Source organism: Streptococcus oralis (assembly GCF_001579525.1).
In the GTDB taxonomy this organism is placed as follows: Bacteria; Bacillota; Bacilli; order Lactobacillales; family Streptococcaceae; genus Streptococcus; species Streptococcus oralis_M.
This window is the reverse complement of sequence record NZ_KQ970789.1, coordinates 128,159-149,362: the sequence shown is the minus strand read 5'-3', so window position 1 is coordinate 149,362 and position 21,204 is coordinate 128,159. Positions and strand designations below refer to the sequence as shown.

Sequence of the window (21,204 nt, the reverse complement as noted above, 5' to 3'; positions counted from 1 at the left end):
TGATATGACTGAAATCGTAAAAGCAAGTCTTGAAAATGGTGTTCAAAAAATCCGTATCACGGCAGACAAAGGCTACCATCCAGCCCATATTCAGCTTCAAAAAGGGATTCCCGCTGAAATTACCTTTCATCGTATAACTCATTCAAACTGTTACAAGGAAATCCTTTTTGAAGAAGAAGACATCTTGGAACCAATCGGCGTGGATGAAGAGAAGACAATTCGTTTTACACCTCAAGAATTAGGTCAACATGAATTCTCATGTGGTATGAAGATGCAAAAGGGAAGCTACACCGTAGTTGAGAAGACTCGAAAATCTCTATCCCTCCTACAGCGTTTTTGGATTACCAGTATCTTTACTGTGCCTCTTGTGATTCTCATGATTGGGATGTCGACAGGAGGAATTAGTCACCAAGTCATGCGTTGGGGCACCTTTTTAGCCACAACACCCATCATGCTAGTAGCAGGTGGTCCTTATATCCAGAGTGCTTGGGCCAGCTTTAAAAAGCACAATGCCAACATGGATAGCTTGGTTGCTCTGGGAACCCTAGTGGCCTATTTCTATAGCTTAGTTGCCCTCTTCTCTGGTCTCCCCGTTTACTTTGAAAGTGCTGCATTTATCTTCTTCTTCGTTCTTTTGGGAGCCGTTTTTGAGGAAAAAATGCGAAAAAATACTTCCCAAGCTGTGGAGAAATTACTGGACTTGCAGGCTAAAACTGCAGAAGTCTTGCGTGATGATAGCTATGTTCAAATCCCCTTGGAGCAAGTTCATGTAGGTGACCTGATTCGAGTAAGACCAGGTGAAAAGATTGCGGTTGATGGGGTTGTAGTCGAAGGTGTGTCCAGTATTGACGAATCCATGGTGACAGGTGAGAGCCTGCCGGTGGATAAAACCGTTGGAGATACAGTGATTGGCTCCACCATCAATAATAGCGGAACCATTGTTTTTAGAGCAGAAAAAGTTGGCTCAGAGACTGTCTTAGCACAGATTGTAGACTTTGTGAAGAAAGCCCAGACCAGCCGTGCACCGATTCAGGATTTGACGGATAAGATTTCAGGGATTTTTGTCCCAGCAGTCGTCATTTTAGCGATTCTGACTTTTTGGGTTTGGTTTGTCTTACTTGGGGCTAGCTTTGTGACTTCTCTCCTTTATGGGGTGGCAGTTTTGATTATCGCTTGTCCTTGTGCCTTGGGACTCGCAACACCAACGGCTCTCATGGTGGGAACTGGGCGGAGTGCCAAAATGGGCGTTCTCCTCAAGAATGGAACCGTCTTACAGGAAATCCAGAAAGTCAAAACTCTTGTCTTTGATAAGACCGGGACTTTGACGGAAGGGAAACCTGTGGTAACAGATATCATCGGCGACGAAGTAGAAGTGCTTGGATTGGCAGCCTCCTTGGAAGAAGCTTCCCAACACCCACTGGCTGAGGCCATTGTCAAGCGAGCGACTGAAACTGGACTTGAGATTCAAACTGTTGAAAATTTCCAAGCCTTGCACGGAAAAGGTGTCTCAGGGCAAATAGCTGGGAAACAAGTCTTGCTTGGAAATGCTAAAATGCTGGATGGGATGAACATTTCAAGCACTTATCAGGAAAAACTAGAAGAACTGGAAAAAGAAGCTAAGACAGTTGTGTTCTTGGCTGTTGACAATGAAATTAAAGGCTTGCTTGCCCTGCAAGATATTCCCAAAGAAAATGCCAAGCTTGCCATCAGTCAGCTGAAAAAACGTGGTCTCCGAACAGTTATGCTGACAGGAGATAATGCTGGCGTGGCGCGTGCTATTGCAGATCAGATCGGCATTGAGGAGGTTATTGCTGGTGTCTTGCCAGAAGAAAAGGCCAATGAAATCCATCAACTACAACAGACTGGTAAAGTAGCCTTTATCGGAGATGGTATTAATGATGCGCCAGCCCTCAGTGTGGCAGATGTCGGGATTGCCATGGGCGCAGGAACTGATATTGCTATTGAGTCAGCAGGGATTGTTCTTACTCACAATGATTTGACTGGAGTTGTTCGTGCTTTTGATATGAGCAAGAAAACCTTCAATCGTATTTTGCTCAACCTCTTCTGGGCCTTTATCTACAATGTCATCGGCATTCCGATTTCAGCAGGAGTCTTTTCAGGAATTGGTCTCGTTCTCAATCCAGAACTGGCTGGTCTAGCCATGGCCTTTAGTTCTGTATCTGTTTTAACCAGTTCACTCATGCTAAACTTTAGTAGAATAGACTAAAAGCGAGCTTGCTCGCTTTTTATACTCTTCGAAAATCTCTTCAAACCACGTCAGCTCTATCTGCAACCTCAAAACAGTGTTTTGAGCAACCTGCGACTAGCTTCCTAGTTTGCTCTTTGATTTTCATTGAGTATTATTATAAAACAGTTATATAAAACGTCTTCAAACTGTACTGTAATAGAGAATAAAAACTTCTGAGCACATTCTTAGGAGACCCAAAACAAATGTGGTAAAGTAGTAGAGTAAAAATTTGCTGAAACGTTTCCAATTAGTATATGAAAACGGATTTATCAAGTTTTAAAAATATTTGAAGGAGAGTTATCATTATGACTCAAGGGAAAATTACTGCATCTGCAGCAATGCTCAACGTATTGAAAACATGGGGCGTAGACACAATCTACGGTATCCCATCAGGAACACTCAGCTCATTGATGGATGCTTTGGCTGAAGACAAAGATATCCGCTTCTTGCAAGTTCGCCACGAAGAAACAGGTGCTCTTGCAGCGGTTATGCAAGCTAAATTCGGCGGCTCAATCGGGGTTGCAGTTGGTTCAGGTGGTCCAGGTGCAACTCACTTGATTAACGGTGTTTACGATGCAGCTATGGATAACACTCCATTCCTTGCTATCCTTGGATCACGTCCTGTTAACGAACTCAACATGGATGCCTTCCAAGAATTGAACCAAAACCCAATGTACAACGGTATCGCTGTTTACAACAAACGTGTCGCTTACGCTGAGCAATTGCCAAAAGTAATCGACGAAGCTTGCCGTGCTGCAGTTTCTAAAAAAGGTCCAGCTGTAGTTGAAATTCCAGTAAACTTTGGTTTCCAAGAAATCGACGAAAACTCATACTACGGTTCAGGTTCATACGAACGCTCATTCATCGCTCCTGCCTTGAACGAAGTTGAAATTGACAAAGCTGTTGAAATCTTGAACAATGCTGAACGTCCAGTTATCTATGCTGGTTACGGTGGTGTTAAAGCAGGTGAAGTGATTACTGAATTGTCACGTAAAATCAAAGCACCAATCATCACAACTGGTAAAAACTTTGAAGCTTTTGAATGGAACTATGAAGGTTTGACAGGTTCTGCTTACCGTGTTGGTTGGAAACCAGCCAACGAAGTGGTCTTTGAAGCAGACACAGTTCTTTTCCTTGGTTCAAACTTCCCATTTGCTGAAGTTTACGAAGCATTCAAGAACACTGAAAAATTCATCCAAGTTGACATCGACCCATACAAACTTGGTAAACGTCATGCCCTTGATGCTTCTATCCTTGGTGATGCAGGTCAAGCAGCGAAAGCAATCCTTGACAAAGTAAACCCAGTAGAATCTACTCCATGGTGGCGTGCAAACGTGAAGAACAACCAAAACTGGCGTGATTACATGAACAAACTCGAAGGTAAAACTGAGGGTGAATTGCAATTGTACCAAGTTTACAATGCAATCAACAAACATGCTGATCAAGACGCTATCTACTCAATCGACGTAGGTGACACTACTCAAACATCTACTCGTCACCTTCACATGACACCTAAGAACATGTGGCGTACATCTCCACTCTTTGCGACAATGGGTATTGCCCTTCCTGGTGGTATCGCTGCTAAGAAAGACAATCCAGATCGCCAAGTATGGAACATCATGGGTGACGGTGCATTCAACATGTGCTACCCAGACGTTATCACAAACGTTCAATACGACCTTCCAGTTATCAACGTTGTCTTCTCAAATGGTAAATATGCCTTCATCAAGGACAAATACGAAGACACAAACAAACACTTGTTTGGTTGTGACTTCCCTAACGCGGACTACGCGAAAATCGCTGAAGCTCAAGGTGCTGTAGGATTTACGGTTGATCGTATCGAAGACATCGACGCAGTTGTTGCAGAAGCTGTGAAACTCAATAAAGAAGGTAAAACTGTTGTGATCGATGCTCGCATCTCTCAACATCGTCCACTTCCAGTAGAAGTGCTTGAATTGGATCCAAAACAACACTCAGAAGAAGCAATCAAAGCCTTCAAGGAAAAATACGAAGCAGAAGAACTCGTACCATTCCGTCTCTTCTTGGAAGAAGAAGGATTGCAATCACGCGCAATTAAATAATTACTCTCGTCGAAAATCAAATTTTAAATTTGTAGACTTTATTCTTTGATTTTCATAGAGCGGAACTTGAAAAGATCGGAGCAATCCGGTCTTTTTGTGGAGGATAACAAATGAATTTAAATCAATTAGATATTATTGTTTCAAATGTTTCCCAAGTCTGTGCTGACTTGGAGCGTATTTTGAATAAAAAAGCCGATTATGTTGATGACAGTTTTGCTCAGTTCACGATTGGCAGTCATTGTCTTATGTTGTCCCAAAATCATTTGATTTCTTTGGAAGATTTTCAGACAGGAATCATTCTTCATATTGAGGTTGAGGATGTAGACCAGAACTATCAACGATTGAAAGAAATTGGTGTCGAGATTTTACACGGTCCGGCTGTAACTGATTGGGGAACGGAATCGCTACTAGTTAAAGGCCCTGCTGGCCCAGTAATTGACTTTTATCGTATGAAATAGGGCGCTTAATCATTTGAAGCTAACCATAATTATTCTTAATACAGAATGTGAGAATATGAACTATTGAAGAGATCGGAGCAATCCGGTCTTTTTCTGTTTCCTCTTTCTTATCACAAGATTGTGATAGTTTACATCTTCATAACAAAAGCTTCAAAGTCTTGATTGTTTTGAAAAAAGATTATAAAATATGATTCATAAAAATAAAAGAGGTTTTGAAAATGTCTGAAAAACAAATGAAAGTTTTGGGTTGGGTAGCGACCTTCATGTCCGTCATGATGTATGTCTCTTACTTCCCACAAATCATGAACAACCTGGCTGGTCAAAAAGGAAATTTCATCCAACCCTTGGTCGCAGCCATCAACTGTAGCCTATGGGTTTACTACGGTCTTTTCAAGAAAGAAAGAGATATTCCACTTGCAGCTGCCAATGCACCGGGTATCGTTTTTGGCCTAGTAACGGCTATCACGGCTTTGATTTAAAAAGAAGACTGGTTTCAGTCTTTTTTTTTCTTATATATAAAAGTAAGTTTAGTGCGATTATTATCCAGAGGGTTCCAAACTTTTTGCCTCTTTTTTAGTATAATAGAAGTAACAAATCAAGTTAGGTAAAGCGATGACAGAAAAACTTCAATTTCCAGAAGGATTCCTCTGGGGTGCTGCAACGGCAGCTAATCAATGTGAAGGTGCATATAATCAGGACGGTCGTGGTTTAGCTAACGTTGATGTCGTCCCCATCGGTCCAGATCGTGAAGCCATTATCACGGGTCAGAAAAAGACGTTTTCGTTTGAGGAGGGTTATTTTTACCCATCCAAGGAAGCCATTGATATGTACCATCATTATAAGGAAGATATTGCTCTTTTTGCGGAAATGGGCTTTAAGACTTATCGACTTTCCATTGCTTGGACTCGGATCTTTCCTCAAGGTGACGAAGCAGAGCCAAATGAAGCTGGTCTAGCCTTTTATGAGGATTTATTTAAGGAATGCCACAAGTATGGGATTGAACCTCTGGTGACCATCACGCATTTCGACTGCCCCATGCACTTAATCAGGGAGTACGGTGGTTGGCGCAACCATCGCATGTTGGACTTTTACGCAAATCTCTGTCGCACCCTCTTTACCCGTTACAAGGGCTTGGTCAAGTACTGGCTCACCTTCAACGAAATCAATATGATTCTGCATGCCCCCTTTTTAGGAGCAGGGATTTGTTTTGAAGAGGGGGAAAATCAAGATCAGGTCAAATACCAAGCAGCCCACCATGAGTTAGTAGCCTCGGCTATGGCGACTAAAATTGCTCACGAAATTGATCCAGAAAACAAGGTGGGATGTATGTTGGCAGCGGGGCAATATTATCCTAACACTGCCCATCCGAGAGATTACTGGGCAGCCATGGAAGAAGACCGCAAGAGTTACTTTTTCATTGATGTTCAAGCGCGTGGGGAATACCCAAACTATGCCAAAAAGCAGTGGGAGCGTGAGGGAATTAAGATTGAAATGTCGACAGAAGATTTGGACTTGTTAAAGAATCACACTGTTGACTTTGTTTCCTTCTCTTACTATGCGAGCCGAGTGGCTTCAGGGAATCCAGAAGTGACGAATCTGACCGCTGGAAATGTCTTTGCCTCTATCAAAAATCCCTATCTGGAATCCTCAGAATGGGGTTGGCAGATTGACCCACTGGGACTTCGAATCACCCTCAATGCCATCTGGGATCGTTATCAAAAGCCTATGTTCATCGTAGAAAATGGCCTCGGTGCTATGGACACGCCAGATGAAAATGGCTACGTAGCAGATGACTATCGGATTGCTTACTTAGAGGCCCATATCAAGGCTATGCGAGATGCTATTTACCAAGATGGCGTTGACTTGCTTGGTTATACGACTTGGGGTTGTATAGATCTGGTTTCAGCTGGAACAGGCGAAATGAACAAGCGTTATGGTTTTATCTATGTGGATCGTGATAATGCAGGTCAAGGAAGTCTCAAACGAAGTAAGAAGAAATCCTTCTACTGGTACAAGGATGTCATTGTCAGCAATGGTGCAAGTATTAAGTAGAGCACATTTGTTCACTATTTTTATAAAATCTTCTCCCTACTTTATAATGTGTGAAAAAGAGTTCAATTAAATCTAGCTTTTTGCTATAATGAGGTGAGAAAAACAGACAGGAGATCAAGATGTCAGAACCATTATTTTTACAATCAGTTATGCAAGAAAAAATCTGGGGTGGAACCAAGCTACGTGATGAGTTTGGCTACGATATCCCAAGTGAAAAAATCGGAGAATACTGGGCTATTTCAGCCCACCCAAATGGAGTTTCTAAGGTAGCCAATGGGCGCTTTGAGGGAACAGACCTAGCTACTTTATATGCGGAACACCGTGAATTGTTTGGCAACCGTCCAGAGCCTGTATTTCCACTCTTGACCAAGATACTCGATGCCAACGATTGGCTCAGTGTCCAAGTTCACCCAGACGACGCCTATGGACTAGAACATGAAGGCGAGCTCGGAAAAACAGAGTGCTGGTACATCATCGCTGCGGATGAAGGTTCAGAGATTATCTATGGCCACAATGCCAAATCAAAAGAAGAACTTCGCCAGCAAATTGAGGACAAGAACTGGGATGCCTTGCTGACAAAAGTTCCAGTTAAAGCAGGAGATTTCTTCTATGTACCAAGTGGTACCATGCACGCTATCGGGGCGGGTATCTTGATTCTTGAAACCCAGCAGTCTAGCGATACCACCTACCGTGTCTATGACTTTGACCGCAAGGACGACAAGGGCAACTTGCGTGAACTTCATCTTGAAAAATCCATCGATGTTTTGAACATTGGAGAGCCTGCCAATAGCCGTCCTGTAACTGTCAAAGCAGATGATTTGCGTTCCACTCTTCTTGTATCTAATGACTTCTTCGCAGTTTACAAGTGGGAAATTACTGGAAAAGTTGACTTCGAAAAGACAGCTGACTACAGCTTATTTAGTGTCTTAGCTGGTCAGGGTTACCTGACTGTTGACGGGAAAAACTATCCAATCCAAAAAGGCAGCCACTTTATCCTACCAAGTGATGTCGAAGCTTGGACTTTGGAAGGGCAAGGTTTGGAATTGATTGTTAGCCATCCATAAAAAAGAAAGGGCCTGAGTTCACTACTCAAGTCCTTTTTGATTACATAAATTGGGCAATAAAAACCACAATGATGATGATTGGAATGATGAAACGAAGAAGGAAGAGCCAGACTTGGAAAAGTCCCTGCTTCCATGCTCTTTCATCGAGATGGAGTTCCTCCATGGCAAGGGCCTTTTTAAAGATATAGCCTGTAAAGAGTGACAAACAGAGAGCTCCAAAAGGCATGAGGAGATTGGAAACCAAGAAATCCATAGCATCAAAGAAAGTCTTCCCAAAAATGTGAACATCCGCCATGACACCGTAAGATAGGGCTGAAGGAATTCCAAAAACAAAGGTCAAGATTCCTAAAATAGCACTCCATTTTGCACGCTTACAGTTGTCCTGATTGGTGATATTGCTCACATTGATTTCCAGCATCACGACAGAAGAAGTGACCGTCGCAAAGAGGAAGAGCAAGAGGAAAAGGATATAGAAAATGGTTCCGAATGGCATCTTGTCAAAGAGTTGAGGCAAGACGATAAAGAGCAGGCTTGGCCCTCCTTCAGACTGGATATTGAAGGCTGACATGGCTGGGAAAATGGCTAGACCTGCCATGATGGATACTGAGATGTTCATGGCTACGATGGAAATTCCTGACTGGACCAGATTGGTTTTCTTATCCAAGTAGGAAGCGTAGGTCAGCATGGCTGTGACCCCTAGTGAGAGGGCAAAGAAAGATTGTCCCAGAGCATAGAGGAGACCAGCGCTGGTCAGTTTTGAAAAGTCTGGTTTGAGGAAGTAGAGAACGCCTTCCATTGCATTTTGTAAGCTGAGAGAGCGCCCAATGATAACGACAAAGATGATAAAGAGCAGGGGCATCATGACCTTTGAGGCTCTTTCAATCCCTTTTTGAACACCATGTGATACAATAAAGATATTTAATAAGATAAAGGCTGCTTGAGCTCCTAGGGCAATGGCTGGATTTGAGATGATTGAAGTAAATAACTGAGCATAATCACCCGTTCCACCAAGTTGGAACAATTTCCCAAACTCAATCCCTAGATAGACTAGAATCCATCCACCGATAACACTGTAAAAGGATAGGAGTATAAAGAGGGCAAAGGCACCAATCCAACCGATAAAGTTATACTTGTTATTGTTGCCAAGTTTTCCAAAGGTTTTGATAGCGGAAACGCCAGCACTACGGCCAAGGGCAAATTCAGCCAGCAGGAGCGGGAAACCGATTAAAATAGTGGAAATGAGAAAGACCAGTAAAAAGCCTCCACCGCCATTAGCAGCAGTCATGTAGGGGAACTTCCAAACGGCTCCAAGTCCGATAGCTGAACCAGCAGATGCTAGGATAAAGCCTAGTTTCGAGCCCCATTGCGATTTTTCTGACATAGTTGAAACTCCAATCTCGTTTTTTAAAATAAGAAAAGGCTACTTGAGTTGTCAAATAGCCCTCTCTCAATAGCTCTCTATGAGCCTTCTGTTTGATTGATAGACTTGACTATCCTATCATGTTTTCTAAGGTCTGTCAAGAAAACCATTTTCAAGTTTTCACACTTTTCTCAAAAAGTTAAAAATTTTTCGTAAAAACGCTTGACTCTGACCTAAGGGGAGGGGTTATACTATCAATGTAAGGAGGAAATCATGTACCATATAAAAGAAGCTGCGCAGCTTTCAGGTGTCTCTGTCAAGACCCTGCACCACTACGATAAGATAGGACTCTTGGTTCCGTTGAAGTCGGAAAACGGCTATCGAACCTACAGTCAAGAGGATTTGGAACGACTTCAGGTCATTCTGTACTACAAATATCTAGGTTTTTCTTTAGAAAAAATAGCAGAGCTGTTAAAGGAAGAAAGGACAGATTTATTGCCCCATTTGACCAGACAGTTGGACTATCTAACTCGAGAAAGGCAACATCTGGATACCTTGATTTCCACCTTGCAAAAAACCATTCAAGAACAAAAAGGAGAAAGAAAAATGACCATTGAGGAAAAATTCACTGGATTTAGTTATCAAGACAATCAAAAATACCACCAAGAGGCGGTAGAGAAGTATGGACAAGAAGTCATGGGACAAGCGCTTGAACGCCAAAAAGGTCGCGAAGACGAGGCCACAGCCGCCTTCAACCAAGTTTTTCAAGCCTTGGCACAAAACCTTCAAAATAGACTAGCTGCAACAGCGGTCGAAAACCAAGAAGAGGCAGCCAAACTCTTGCAATCTATTCGTACTTATGGATTTGACTGCTCTATTGAGGTATTCGGTCATATCGGTAAAGGCTACGTCTACAACCCAGAGTTTAAGGAAAACATTGACAAATTTGGACCTGGGACAGCCCAGTACACATCAGATGTCATTGCTGCTTACGTTCAGACAAATGCAGAATAAATAGGCTAGGAATTTCCTAGCCTATTTTTTACTTCAAGTCATAAAGCCAGTCGTCACCGTCTTTGTAGTAAAAGAATTCACTGAGATCTTCTTCTAGAAACACACGAAGCATATCAGACATATCATCGGTTGCAAGTTTTAGATGAGATAGATTGTCAAAATCCTCCCACCAAACCTTCCCTTCGTCTGAAGACTGGAGCTCACCAGTAAAGTGTTCTGTCTTGTAAAAAAGGACGACATAACGATAATCCTTGTCATCGTACCAGTTTTTGATACCACAGAGTTGTGGTTTGGAAATGGTCAGACCAGTTTCTTCTTTCACTTCACGAATGACAGCATCGACAAAGGATTCGCCACGTTCAACATGACCACCAGGAAAAGTAATGCCAGGCCAGTCGGGATTAACTCGATTTTGAACCAGAACCTTGTTTCCGTTTTTAATCATGCACATATTGACAAATTCGACTGTTTCTCTTCTGTTCATCTTGTTCTCCTATTTTGTTAGTAACTTTTCCACTACGTTTAACTTTCGCATGGTCAAATCCAGGCCAAACAATTTTTCAAGATAGTTGGTATTGAGCTTTTTTTGTTTTGCAGTTCTAGGGAGATAGAGGTAGAGACAGTGATCACCTACACAAATTTCTTCTTCACCGTAGTCAGCTTTCAATTTTTCTAGTGGCAGACTTTGGATAAATCCCTGATAAAAAATCACATGTATACGATCGTAAAGATAGTCTTCTCTAAATGGATTCTCATGAACAATCTTTTCAAAATCGTTCTTATTCTTGATAACCATTTTTAAGTCGGCCCCAATTTTTTCCTTTATCAGAGTATGAACGCGTTCTCGTATTTCTTCTAAATCTAAGTCACTTTCAAGAATGATATTCCCACTTTGAATATAGGTTCGAACGTGTTGAAAACCAGCTTCTGTCAGAATATCTACCAAATAAGACATTTTCGGGATAGCATTCTTTCCATTAGGAGTAACACCTCTTAGTAAAATAATATGTTCCAAAGGACTTCCTTTCTTATTTGGTATTTATTGGATTTGAGCCTGCCACCCAGCCGGTGCAGAGGGCAGAAGTGATGTTGAAACCGCCCGTGTGGGCATTGATATCCATGACTTCGCCAGCAAAGTGTAGACCAGGAACGAGCTTACTTTCCAGAGTTTTGGGATTGATTTCCTTGAGACTGACACCGCCTTTAGTTACAAAGGATTTGGCAAGAGACATTTTGCCAGTCACAGGAATTTTGAGAGCCTTGATAGACTGGAGTAGTTGCTCGCGTTCTTTTTCAGTTAGCTGTTTGACTTTTTCAGGAAATCCTTGTACAAAAAACTCAGCCAAGCGTTCTGGAAGCAAAGTTTTTAAAGCATTTTTCAAGGATTTTTCCCGATTTTCTTCTAGAAATGCCACCAAGTCGCTCTCAGAAAGTTGAGGTAAGACATCCAGTGAAAGAACTTCTCCTCCCTTGACAAAGCTAGACATGCGTAGGGCAGCAGGACCTGACAACCCAAAATGCGTAAAGAGCAGATCGTTGGTGATGACATGCTTGCCATAGCTTAAGGTCACATCATCTAGTGAAATCCCCTGAAGCGCTTTGTGTGGAAAATCAGTCAACAAAGGACTCTCAGCAGCTTCAAGTTCAGTAATAGTATGCTTAAAATGGCGGGCAATCTCGTGACCGAAACCAGTCGAGCCAGTAGAAGGATAGGATTTTCCACCAGTTGTGACAATGAGTTTATCGCAAGTGAAGGTTTGGTCTGCGGATTTAAGGACAAACTGGTTGTCTATCTTTTTAACCGAAACAACCTCCGTTTGAGTAGCAACGTGACCACCGAGTTCAGTGATTTTCTTTTCTAGCGTCTCGATAATGGTCCGAGACTTGTCACTAGCAGGAAAGACGCGTCCGTGGTCCTCGACCTTAAGTTTAACACCATTTTCCGTAAAAAAGTTGATAATATCGTGGTTATCAAACTGGGAAAAGACACTGTATAGAAAGCGCCCGTTACCAGGAATTCCAGCCATTAGGTCATCTAAAGTTCCATTGTTGGTGACATTACAACGACCACCGCCCGTTCCAGCTAATTTTTTTCCAAGTTTGCGATTTTTTTCAATGAGTAGAGTTTTCTGACCATAAAAGCTACTGGAAATGGTAGCCATCATGCCAGCAGGTCCACCACCAATGACAATAGTATCAAAATGTTTCATAGCTCTATTGTACCACAAAAAACAAGAGATGCTTGGCATCTCTTGTTGCTCATAATCTTAGTTAATTTCATATCCCATCAACAAACCGCCATCTTCTGCATAGAAACTACAGAGACCAGACGTAGGGATGATTTTGATATTGGCTTGTGGGAAGGTTTCCTGCAAGCGTTCTGACAATTGCTGACAGAATTTATCATTGTTGCGATGAGCCATGATAATTCGACCACCAGCAAAGCCAGCCTTGATGAGCTCTTCATAGGCCGCTTGAAGAGATTTTTTTGGTCCACGCGCTTTTTGGAGCAGTTCTAGGGTTCCAGTTTCACTTGCTTCCCCAACCATACGGATGTTGAGAAGACCAACGACTGTACCAATAAGCTTACTTAAACGGCCATTTTTTACCAAGTTATCAACTTTAGCGAGGACAAAGAGCAATTTGGTTTTTTCTTGGTAGGCTGTAATAGCTTCAACAATTTCTTCAAAAGAAAGTCCTTGATCAATCAAGTCATTGATTTTTTCTACAATTAGGTCAACTTCCCCACCAGCAGATAAACTATCAATCACATGAATCTGAGTGTCAGAGTGTTCTTCAAGGTAAATATTTCTAGCGAGTTGTGCACTATTATGGCTACCTGAAAGAGTACCAGTAATGGTAACGACAAAGATATGCTTAGCACCTTCAAATGCACGCAAGTAATCATCAGGGCTAGGACAAGCTGATTTTGAAGCCTCAGAAGTCGCATACATGGTTTCCATCATGTGGTCAATGTCAAGATTGGCATCATCGGTAAAGACCTGATCGGCTACTTGAATGGTTAAAGGAACACTAACAAATTCCGTATCAATAGCAGGAGTTGCCAGTTGACGATAATCACAACCAGAGTCAGCTACAATCTTCCAAGTCATAGAAATTCTCCATCTTTGTCACTTATACATTGACAAAGGTTCTGTCTTTTTTTACAATTGTATCATGAATGTCCTTGAAACAAAAGCACCATACGTCTGTTGTTACAAGTAGAAAGAAATTGTTATGTCTGAACGTAGAATATCTGAAAAATCTCTTGAAAATCTCAGAAAATCAAATCAAGAATCCAATTTTTTAACTAGAGAAGCAATCGAGACGGCTCTTTTGCAACTTCTGGAAAAAAAAGACTTGGCAAAGATCAGTATTTCAGAATTAGTCAAACGGGCGGGCGTCTCTCGTGCTGCCTTCTATCGTAACTATGACTCCAAAGAAGAGATTTTGGAAAGTGTTTTTAAACGCAGTGTCCATAACATTATGGAACAGTTGAGCCACTACGATGTCAAAACCGACCTTTATCTAGTCTGGGTACACCTTTTCCGCGCAGCCAAGAAAGAAGCCAAGGTTATCCAACTTGCTCTGGACTACCATTTGGAAAAGATTTTCGTCCAAGCCATGCAGGAATTTCTAGAAAAATACCACGGAAAGTCAAAAGGCGTTAGCAGCTATCTTCATTCCTTTTGGAGCTCTGCCATCGTATCGGTTCTGCTCAAATGGATCAAGGATGGCATGAAGGTTCCGGCTGAAAAGATTGCAGATTTACGCTTGCCATTTTTCAAAAAATAGGGGATAAGGAGAAGAATTATGACAGAAAAAAGACTGGCTTGGGATGAGTACTTTGCAGCCCAGGCTTTACTGATTGCCAATCGTTCGACCTGTAAACGTGCCAAGGTGGGAGCTGTCCTAGTCAAGGATAATAAAGTCATTTCAACAGGCTACAATGGTTCCGTATCAGGAACAGAGCACTGTATCGATCACGACTGTCTGGTCATTGAAGGTCACTGTGTCCGAACCCTTCACGCCGAGGTCAATGCTATCTTACAAGGGGCTGAACGAGGGGTTCCCAGAGGTTTTACAGCCTATGTGACCCATTTCCCTTGTCTGAACTGCACCAAACAACTGCTACAGGTTGGTTGCAAGCGCGTGGTTTATATCAACCAGTACCGAATGGATGACTATGCCCAGTACCTTTATCAAGAAAAAGGCACCGAGTTGACCCATTTACCATTAGAGACTGTTCAGACAGCTCTTCAAGAGGCAGATTTGATTTAAAAATTAATTAAAATAAATGGTTTAGAAAGCTTTTTAAACCGTTTTTTGATATAATAAGAAGAATAAATTGAAAGAAGGAATTCAGAAAATGGGAAAAATTGAAGTCATTAATCATCCACTCATTCAACACAAATTGTCTATCTTGCGTCGTACAGACACTTCCACAAAAGCTTTTCGTGAGCTAGTAGATGAGATCGCAATGTTGATGGGATATGAAGTACTTCGTGATCTTCCACTTGAAGACGTTGAAATCGAAACACCTATCACAAAGACCGTTCAAAAACAATTGGCTGGTAAAAAATTGGCGATTGTCCCAATCTTGCGTGCAGGTATCGGGATGGTAGATGGTCTCTTGAGCTTGGTTCCGGCAGCCAAAGTTGGTCATATCGGTATGTACCGTGATGAAGAAACCCTTCAACCAGTTGAATACTTGGTGAAATTACCTGAGGATATTGACCAACGTCAAATTTTTGTCGTTGATCCAATGTTGGCAACAGGTGGCTCAGCAATCTTGGCAGTAGATTCCCTTAAAAAACGTGGTGCTTCAAATATCAAGTTTGTCTGCCTAGTATCTGCTCCAGAAGGAGTGAAAGCCCTTCAAGAAGCACACCCAGATGTAGAAATTTTTACTGCGGCCTTGGATGAACGCTTGAACGAACACGGCTATATCGTTCCAGGTCTTGGAGATGCTGGAGACCGCTTGTTTGGTACTAAATAAAATCCCAAAGTAAATACTGAAACTAGAAGTTTGTTTTTGACTTGAAAGGAGGTTGAGTTTTTGTTTCTGTTTAGAGAATAGAGCAAAGATTTGACCTTCTTTGACTAAAAAGATATAATAGTTCTGTATTGAGTCGTATGACTAAGAAAATTCAACATTAAAAGGAGAAATGAATGATTCCTGTAGTTATTGAACAAACAAGTCGTGGAGAACGTTCCTATGACATTTACTCTCGCCTTCTGAAAGACCGCATCATCATGCTAACAGGTCCAGTTGAAGACAACATGGCCAACTCCATTATCGCCCAATTACTTTTCTTGGATGCTCAAGACAGTACAAAAGATATTTACCTTTATGTCAACACACCTGGAGGTTCTGTTTCAGCTGGTTTGGCAATCGTTGATACTATGAATTTTATCAAGGCAGATGTCCAAACCATCGTGATGGGAATGGCTGCATCTATGGGGACTGTTATTGCATCAAGTGGAGCAAAAGGCAAACGCTTCATGCTTCCAAATGCAGAGTACATGATTCACCAACCAATGGGTGGTACAGGTGGTGGTACCCAACAGACAGATATGGCAATTGCTGCAGAACACTTACTTAAAACTCGTAAGACTTTAGAGCAAATCCTTGCAGATAACTCTGGTAAATCAGTCGAGCAAATTCATGCAGACGCGGAACGTGATTACTGGATGAGTGCCCAAGAAACGCTTGAATATGGCTTTATTGATGAAATCATGGCCAACAATTCTTTAAGCTAAGCAACCTAGAAAGCAAACTCGACGGAGTTTGCTTTTTTTGGTATAATAGGAGAAGATTTCTTAGAAAGAGGATCCCTCATGTTTGAAAAAACAAATCGATCAGGATTAATCATCTATCTCTACTATAATCGAGACGCAAAAAAACTTCAGGAATACGGTGATATCTGTTACCATTCCAAAAAACATCGTTACTTGCAGCTCTATGTTCCAACTGAGGAGCTAGATGACTTAATTGAGAGATTAGGTAAGGAAAGATTTATCAAGAAAATTAGACGGTGTCACATTCAGGAGTTAGAAACTCCCTTTGTTGGGAATCTCTATCGCACTGAAGAAAACGTTATCATTTAAAAAATTAAATAAATACATTGACAATTTTCTGATAATTCGGTATATTCTTAACATACAATTTTTGAAACAACTATAAGGAGATTAAAAATGAAGAAAAAATTTGCCCTATCTTTTGTGGCTCTTGCTAGTGTGGCTCTTCTTGCTGCCTGTGGAGAGGTCAAGTCAGGAGCGTCAAATACAACTGGAAATCCAGTAGACGAAAAAACGATCAAAATCGGTTTTAACTTTGAAGAGACAGGTGCTGTGGCGGCTTACGGTACAGCTGAACAAAAAGGTGCCCAACTTGCTGTAGACGAAATCAACGCTGCAGGTGGAATTGATGGAAAACAAATCGAAGTTGTAGACAAAGACAACAAATCTGAAACAGCTGAAGCAGCTTCTGTTACAACAAACCTTGTTACCCAATCAAAAGTAGCAGCTATTGTAGGACCTGCGACATCTGGTGCAACTGCTGCAGCTGTAGCTAATGCTACTAAAGCTGGAGTGCCATTGATTTCACCAAGTGCTACTCAAGACGGTTTGACTAAAGGTCAAGATTACCTATTTATCGGAACATTCCAAGATAGCTTCCAAGGGAAGATTATTTCTAACTATGTAACAAACAAATTGAATGCTAAGAAGGTTGTTCTTTATACTGACAACGCTAGTGACTATGCAAAAGGTATTGCTAAATCTTTCCGCGAAGCCTATAAGGGTGAGATTGTAGCAGATGAAACGTTTGTAGCAGGTGATACTGACTTCCAAGCAGCCCTTACTAAAATGAAAGACAAAGAGTTTGACGCTATCGTAGTTCCAGGTTACTACACAGAAGCTGGTAAAATTGTAAACCAAGCTCGTGGTATGGGAATTGATAAGCCAATCATTGGTGGTGATGGATTTAACGGTGAAGAATTTGTTCAACAAGCAACTGCTGAAAGAGCATCAAACATTTACTTCATCTCAGGATTCTCAACTACTGTTGATGTTTCTGCAAAAGCTAAAGCTTTCCTTGAAGCATACCGTGCTAAATACAACGAAGAACCTTCAACATTCTCAGCTTTGGCCTATGACTCAGTTTACCTAGTAGCAAATGCTGCAAAAGGTGCTAAAAACTCAGGTGAGATCAAGGACAACCTTGCTAAAACCAAAGATTTTGATGGTGTAACTGGTCAAACAAGCTTTGATGCTGACCACAATACAGTGAAAACTGCTTATATGATGACCATGAACAATGGTAAAGTTGAAGAAGCAGAAGTTGTAAAACCATAACATTAGAATAGTAATTGAAATGGGGAATGAGCCTTTGACTCACTCCCTGTTTCGGTGTTTATGAACTTGTGAAAATAATGAAATTTTCTAAAAAAATAGGATAGAAAAGAGTGAATGCTATGCTCCAACAACTTGTGAATGGTCTAATTCTGGGTAGTGTTTATGCACTTTTGGCTCTGGGTTATACCATGGTTTATGGAATTATCAAACTCATCAACTTCGCCCACGGTGATATTTACATGATGGGTGCCTTTATTGGTTACTTTTTGATTAATTCTTTCCAAATGGATTTCTTTTTAGCTTTAATTATTTCAATGGCAGGAACCGCACTACTTGGTGTTGTGATTGAGTTTCTTGCCTACCGTCCTTTACGACACTCTACACGTATTGCTGTATTGATTACTGCCATCGGAGTGTCTTTCCTACTGGAATACGGAATGGTTTATCTAGTAGGCGCTAATACTCGTGCCTTCCCTCAAGCAATTGAAACAGTCCGCTTTGACTTGGGACCAATTAGCTTGACAAATGTTCAATTGATGATTTTAGCAGTTTCTGTGCTGTTGATGGTTTTATTGCAATTGATCGTCCAAAAAACAAAAATGGGGAAAGCCATGCGTGCGGTATCAGTTGATAGTGACGCAGCTCAATTGATGGGAATTAATGTAAATCGTACAATCAGCTTTACCTTTGCTTTGGGTTCAGCTCTTGCTGGTGCAGCAGGTGTCCTCATTGCCCTTTACTACAACTCTCTTGAACCTTTGATGGGTGTGACTCCAGGTCTAAAATCATTCGTTGCGGCCGTTCTTGGTGGTATCGGGATTATTCCTGGTGCAGCTCTAGGGGGATTTGTGATTGGCTTATTGGAAACTTTTGCTACTGCCTTTGGTATGTCTGATTTCCGTGATGCTATCGTCTATGGAATCTTGCTTTTGATTCTGATTGTTCGACCTGCAGGTATCCTTGGTAAGAATGTGAAAGAGAAGGTGTAAACAATGAAGACAAATCTTAAAGTAAATATTCTCTGGTTATTCCTTCTGTTAGCGGGTTATGGATTGATTGGTGTACTGGTTTCTGCTGGTGTTCTCAATCTATTCCATGTCCAAATTTTAGAACAAATTGGGATTAATATCATCCTTGCAGTAGGTCTGAACTTAATTGTTGGTTTTTCAGGACAATTCTCACTCGGTCATGCGGGTTTTATGGCGATTGGGGCTTATGCAGCAGCGATTATTGGTTCAAAATCACCAACCTATGGTGCCTTCTTTGGAGCAATGGTCTTGGGCGCCTTGATTTCTGGTGCAGTCGCTTTGCTCGTTGGGATTCCAACACTCCGTTTGAAGGGTGACTATCTGGCTGTTGCGACACTAGGTGTTTCAGAAATCATTCGTATCTTTATCATTAATGGTGGTAGTTTGACCAACGGTGCCGCTGGTATCTTGGGTATTCCAAACTTTACCAACTGGCAAATGGTGTATCTTTTTGTAGTGATCACAACTATTGCAACCCTCAACTTCTTACGTAGTCCAATTGGACGCTCTACTCTATCTGTTCGTGAGGATGAAATTGCTGCAGAGTCCGTTGGGGTAAACACTACAAAGATCAAAATTATCGCTTTTGTCTTTGGTGCCATTACAGCAAGTATTGCTGGTTCACTTCAGGCCGGTTTTATCGGATCTGTTGTGCCAAAAGATTACACCTTTATTAATTCCATCAATGTGTTGATTATCGTTGTATTTGGTGGACTTGGATCGATTACTGGTACCATCGTTTCAGCGATTGTTTTAGGAATTTTAAATATGCTCCTTCAAGATGTAGCTAGCGTACGTATGATCATCTACGCCTTGGCTCTTGTATTGGTGATGATTTTCAGACCAGGTGGACTTCTTGGGACATGGGAATTGAGTCTTTCACGTTTCTTTAAAAAATCTAAGAAGGAGGGACAAAATTAATGGCATTACTTGAAGTTAAACAGTTAACCAAACATTTTGGCGGTCTAACAGCTGTTGGAGATGTCACTCTTGAATTGAACGAGGGAGAGTTGGTTGGTCTGATTGGACCAAACGGGGCTGGTAAAACAACCCTTTTCAATCTCCTGACTGGCGTTTATGAACCAAGCGAAGGTACTGTGACGCTAGATGGTCACCTCCTAAATGGGAAAACTCCCTATAAGATTGCTTCACTTGGTCTCAGTCGTACTTTCCAAAATATTCGTTTGTTCAAGGACTTGACAGTTTTGGAAAATGTTTTGATTGCATTTAGTAATCATCATAAACAACATGTCCTTGCGAGCTTCCTACGCCTACCAGCTTTTTATAAGAATGAGGAAGAATTAAAAAGCAAAGCTTTGGACTTGCTGAAGATTTTTGATTTGGATGGTGACGCAGATACCCTTGCTAAGAATCTGGCCTATGGTCAACAACGTCGATTAGAAATCGTTCGTGCTCTGGCAACTGAACCTAAAATCCTCTTTTTGGACGAACCTGCAGCTGGTATGAATCCACAAGAAACAGCTGAATTGACAGAATTGATCCGTCGTATCAAAGATGAATTTAAAATTACCATCATGCTTATCGAACATGACATGAATTTGGTTATGGAAGTCACTGAGCGTATCTATGTTCTTGAATATGGTCGGTTGATTGCTCACGGGACTCCGGATGAGATCAAGAACAACAAACGCGTTATTGAAGCTTATCTAGGAGGTGAAGCCTAATGTCTATGTTAAAAGTTGAAAACCTCTCTGTGCATTACGGTATGATCCAAGCAGTTCGTGATGTAAGTTTCGAGGTTAATGAAGGTGAAGTTGTTTCCCTTATCGGTGCCAATGGTGCTGGTAAAACAACCATTCTTCGTACCCTTTCAGGTTTGGTTCGTCCAAGTGCTGGTAAAATTCAGTTTTTAGGAAAAGAAATTCAAAAGTTGCCAGCGCAAAAAATCGTGGCAGGTGGTCTTTCACAAGTTCCTGAGGGACGCCATGTTTTCCCAGGTTTGACTGTTATGGAAAACTTGGAAATGGGAGCTTTCTTGAAGAAAAATCGTGAAGAAAATCAAGCCAACTTGAAAAAAGTCTTTTCACGTTTCCCTCGTTTGGAAGAACGTAAAAACCAAGATGCGGCAACTCTTTCAGGTGGTGAACAGCAGATGCTGGCTATGGGACGCGCTCTCATGTCTACACCTAAGCTCCTTCTCTTGGATGAGCCGTCAATGGGACTTGCCCCGATCTTTATCGAAGAAATTTTTGATATCATTCAAGATATTCAGAAGCAAGGAACAACGGTTCTCCTAATTGAACAGAACGCTAACAAGGCCCTCGCTATCTCTGACCGTGGTTATGTACTTGAAACAGGAAAGATTGTCCTATCAGGAACAGGAAAAGAACTCGCAGCATCAGACGAAGTCAGAAAAGCATATCTAGGTGGCTAAAACAATCCAGTGGATTGTTTTAGTTGGAGGATAAGGATTGCATAAGCAATTCTCCTCTAGACTGGGAGACTAGTTTGGGCTGTGGATGGAGATTGCGCACGCAATCCCTCTATAGTCCGAGGGACCTTTTTAGTCGGTAGATAAG

General features: G+C 41.6%; 22 protein-coding genes. 17 read left to right on the top strand and 5 right to left on the bottom strand.

The window, feature by feature from the left end; genetic code table 11:
* Positions 1 to 4 precede the first annotated feature (4 nt).
* The 6 genes from SORDD25_RS04280 (at position 5) to manA (ending at position 7,903) form a co-directional block, all read left to right on the top strand.
* Entirely contained in the window at positions 5 to 2,227 is a 2,223-nt protein-coding gene (locus SORDD25_RS04280) for a heavy metal translocating P-type ATPase (RefSeq protein WP_061852750.1), read from the top strand.
* Positions 2,228 to 2,553: 326 nt separating this feature from the next.
* Positions 2,554 to 4,329, top strand: coding sequence for a pyruvate oxidase (gene spxB / locus SORDD25_RS04270; protein ID WP_007520383.1), 1,776 nt, complete (start codon positions 2,554 to 2,556; stop codon positions 4,327 to 4,329).
* Positions 4,330 to 4,439: 110 nt separating this feature from the next.
* The gene (locus SORDD25_RS04265; RefSeq protein ID WP_061852749.1) at positions 4,440 to 4,787 is read left to right on the top strand and encodes a VOC family protein; all 348 of its coding nucleotides are present in this window, start codon (positions 4,440 to 4,442) and stop codon (positions 4,785 to 4,787) included.
* Positions 4,788 to 5,005: 218 nt separating this feature from the next.
* Entirely contained in the window at positions 5,006 to 5,266 is a 261-nt protein-coding gene (locus SORDD25_RS04260; RefSeq protein WP_001291476.1) for a SemiSWEET family transporter, read from the top strand.
* Positions 5,267 to 5,399: 133 nt separating this feature from the next.
* A complete protein-coding gene (locus SORDD25_RS04255; protein ID WP_061852748.1) occupies positions 5,400 to 6,839 on the top strand; it encodes a 6-phospho-beta-glucosidase in 1,440 nt (479 codons plus the stop codon).
* A gap of 119 nt (positions 6,840 to 6,958) precedes the next feature.
* Positions 6,959 to 7,903 carry a mannose-6-phosphate isomerase, class I gene (gene manA / locus SORDD25_RS04250; protein ID WP_061852747.1) on the top strand — a complete coding sequence of 315 codons (945 nt, stop codon included), beginning with the start codon at positions 6,959 to 6,961 and terminating at the stop codon, positions 7,901 to 7,903.
* Positions 7,904 to 7,943: 40 nt separating this feature from the next.
* On the opposite strand, the gene SORDD25_RS04245 is transcribed toward manA, so the two are convergent.
* Positions 7,944 to 9,284, bottom strand: a complete 1,341-nt coding sequence (locus SORDD25_RS04245) for a sodium-dependent transporter (protein ID WP_061852746.1) — start codon at positions 9,282 to 9,284, stop codon at positions 7,944 to 7,946.
* Between the two features lie 252 nt (positions 9,285 to 9,536).
* On the opposite strand from SORDD25_RS04245, the gene SORDD25_RS04240 reads away from it, so the two are divergent.
* Positions 9,537 to 10,277, top strand: a complete 741-nt coding sequence (locus SORDD25_RS04240; protein ID WP_061852745.1) for a MerR family transcriptional regulator — start codon at positions 9,537 to 9,539, stop codon at positions 10,275 to 10,277.
* Positions 10,278 to 10,305: 28 nt separating this feature from the next.
* Here the strand turns inward: SORDD25_RS04240 and SORDD25_RS04235 are convergent, their stop codons facing one another.
* From SORDD25_RS04235 to SORDD25_RS04220, 4 genes are read right to left on the bottom strand one after another with little or no spacing between them, the layout of a single operon-like run.
* Complete coding sequence (locus SORDD25_RS04235) at positions 10,306 to 10,761, bottom strand: 8-oxo-dGTP diphosphatase (RefSeq protein ID WP_061852744.1); 456 nt, start codon at positions 10,759 to 10,761, stop codon at positions 10,306 to 10,308.
* 9 nt (positions 10,762 to 10,770) lie between these two features.
* Positions 10,771 to 11,292 (bottom strand): DUF1697 domain-containing protein, encoded by a 522-nt coding sequence (locus tag SORDD25_RS04230; protein WP_061852743.1) that lies wholly within the window; start codon positions 11,290 to 11,292, stop codon positions 10,771 to 10,773.
* Between the two features lie 13 nt (positions 11,293 to 11,305).
* A complete protein-coding gene (aao, locus tag SORDD25_RS04225; RefSeq protein WP_061852978.1) occupies positions 11,306 to 12,487 on the bottom strand; it encodes an aminoacetone oxidase in 1,182 nt (393 codons plus the stop codon).
* A 57-nt stretch (positions 12,488 to 12,544) separates the two neighbouring features.
* Entirely contained in the window at positions 12,545 to 13,390 is an 846-nt protein-coding gene (locus SORDD25_RS04220; RefSeq protein WP_061852742.1) for a DegV family protein, read from the bottom strand.
* A 124-nt stretch (positions 13,391 to 13,514) separates the two neighbouring features.
* Here SORDD25_RS04220 and SORDD25_RS04215 point away from each other — a divergent pair, with 124 nt between their 5' ends.
* From SORDD25_RS04215 to SORDD25_RS04170, 10 genes are all read left to right on the top strand, one after another.
* Positions 13,515 to 14,072 (top strand): TetR/AcrR family transcriptional regulator, encoded by a 558-nt coding sequence (locus tag SORDD25_RS04215; RefSeq protein WP_033584950.1) that lies wholly within the window; start codon positions 13,515 to 13,517, stop codon positions 14,070 to 14,072.
* 18 nt (positions 14,073 to 14,090) lie between these two features.
* Positions 14,091 to 14,558, top strand: a complete 468-nt coding sequence (locus SORDD25_RS04210) for a deoxycytidylate deaminase (protein WP_000136984.1) — start codon at positions 14,091 to 14,093, stop codon at positions 14,556 to 14,558.
* A gap of 88 nt (positions 14,559 to 14,646) precedes the next feature.
* On the top strand, positions 14,647 to 15,276 hold the full coding sequence (upp, locus tag SORDD25_RS04205; RefSeq protein ID WP_000515974.1) for a uracil phosphoribosyltransferase: 630 nt from the start codon (positions 14,647 to 14,649) through the stop codon (positions 15,274 to 15,276).
* 173 nt (positions 15,277 to 15,449) lie between these two features.
* Positions 15,450 to 16,040 (top strand): ATP-dependent Clp protease proteolytic subunit ClpP, encoded by a 591-nt coding sequence (clpP, locus tag SORDD25_RS04200; RefSeq protein WP_061852741.1) that lies wholly within the window; start codon positions 15,450 to 15,452, stop codon positions 16,038 to 16,040.
* Between the two features lie 78 nt (positions 16,041 to 16,118).
* Entirely contained in the window at positions 16,119 to 16,388 is a 270-nt protein-coding gene (locus SORDD25_RS04195; RefSeq protein WP_061852740.1) for a YlbG family protein, read from the top strand.
* Positions 16,389 to 16,475: 87 nt separating this feature from the next.
* The gene (locus SORDD25_RS04190; RefSeq protein ID WP_000726128.1) at positions 16,476 to 17,636 is read left to right on the top strand and encodes an ABC transporter substrate-binding protein; all 1,161 of its coding nucleotides are present in this window, start codon (positions 16,476 to 16,478) and stop codon (positions 17,634 to 17,636) included.
* A 119-nt stretch (positions 17,637 to 17,755) separates the two neighbouring features.
* On the top strand, positions 17,756 to 18,625 hold the full coding sequence (locus SORDD25_RS04185; RefSeq protein ID WP_000941413.1) for a branched-chain amino acid ABC transporter permease: 870 nt from the start codon (positions 17,756 to 17,758) through the stop codon (positions 18,623 to 18,625).
* A 3-nt stretch (positions 18,626 to 18,628) separates the two neighbouring features.
* Positions 18,629 to 19,585 (top strand): branched-chain amino acid ABC transporter permease, encoded by a 957-nt coding sequence (locus SORDD25_RS04180; protein WP_061852739.1) that lies wholly within the window; start codon positions 18,629 to 18,631, stop codon positions 19,583 to 19,585.
* Positions 19,585 to 20,349, top strand: coding sequence for an ABC transporter ATP-binding protein (locus SORDD25_RS04175; protein ID WP_001186014.1), 765 nt, complete (start codon positions 19,585 to 19,587; stop codon positions 20,347 to 20,349). Before SORDD25_RS04180 ends, SORDD25_RS04175 begins: the two co-directional genes overlap by 1 nt.
* The gene (locus SORDD25_RS04170; RefSeq protein WP_061852738.1) at positions 20,349 to 21,059 is read left to right on the top strand and encodes an ABC transporter ATP-binding protein; all 711 of its coding nucleotides are present in this window, start codon (positions 20,349 to 20,351) and stop codon (positions 21,057 to 21,059) included. Before SORDD25_RS04175 ends, SORDD25_RS04170 begins: the two co-directional genes overlap by 1 nt.
* Positions 21,060 to 21,204: the final 145 nt, after the last annotated feature.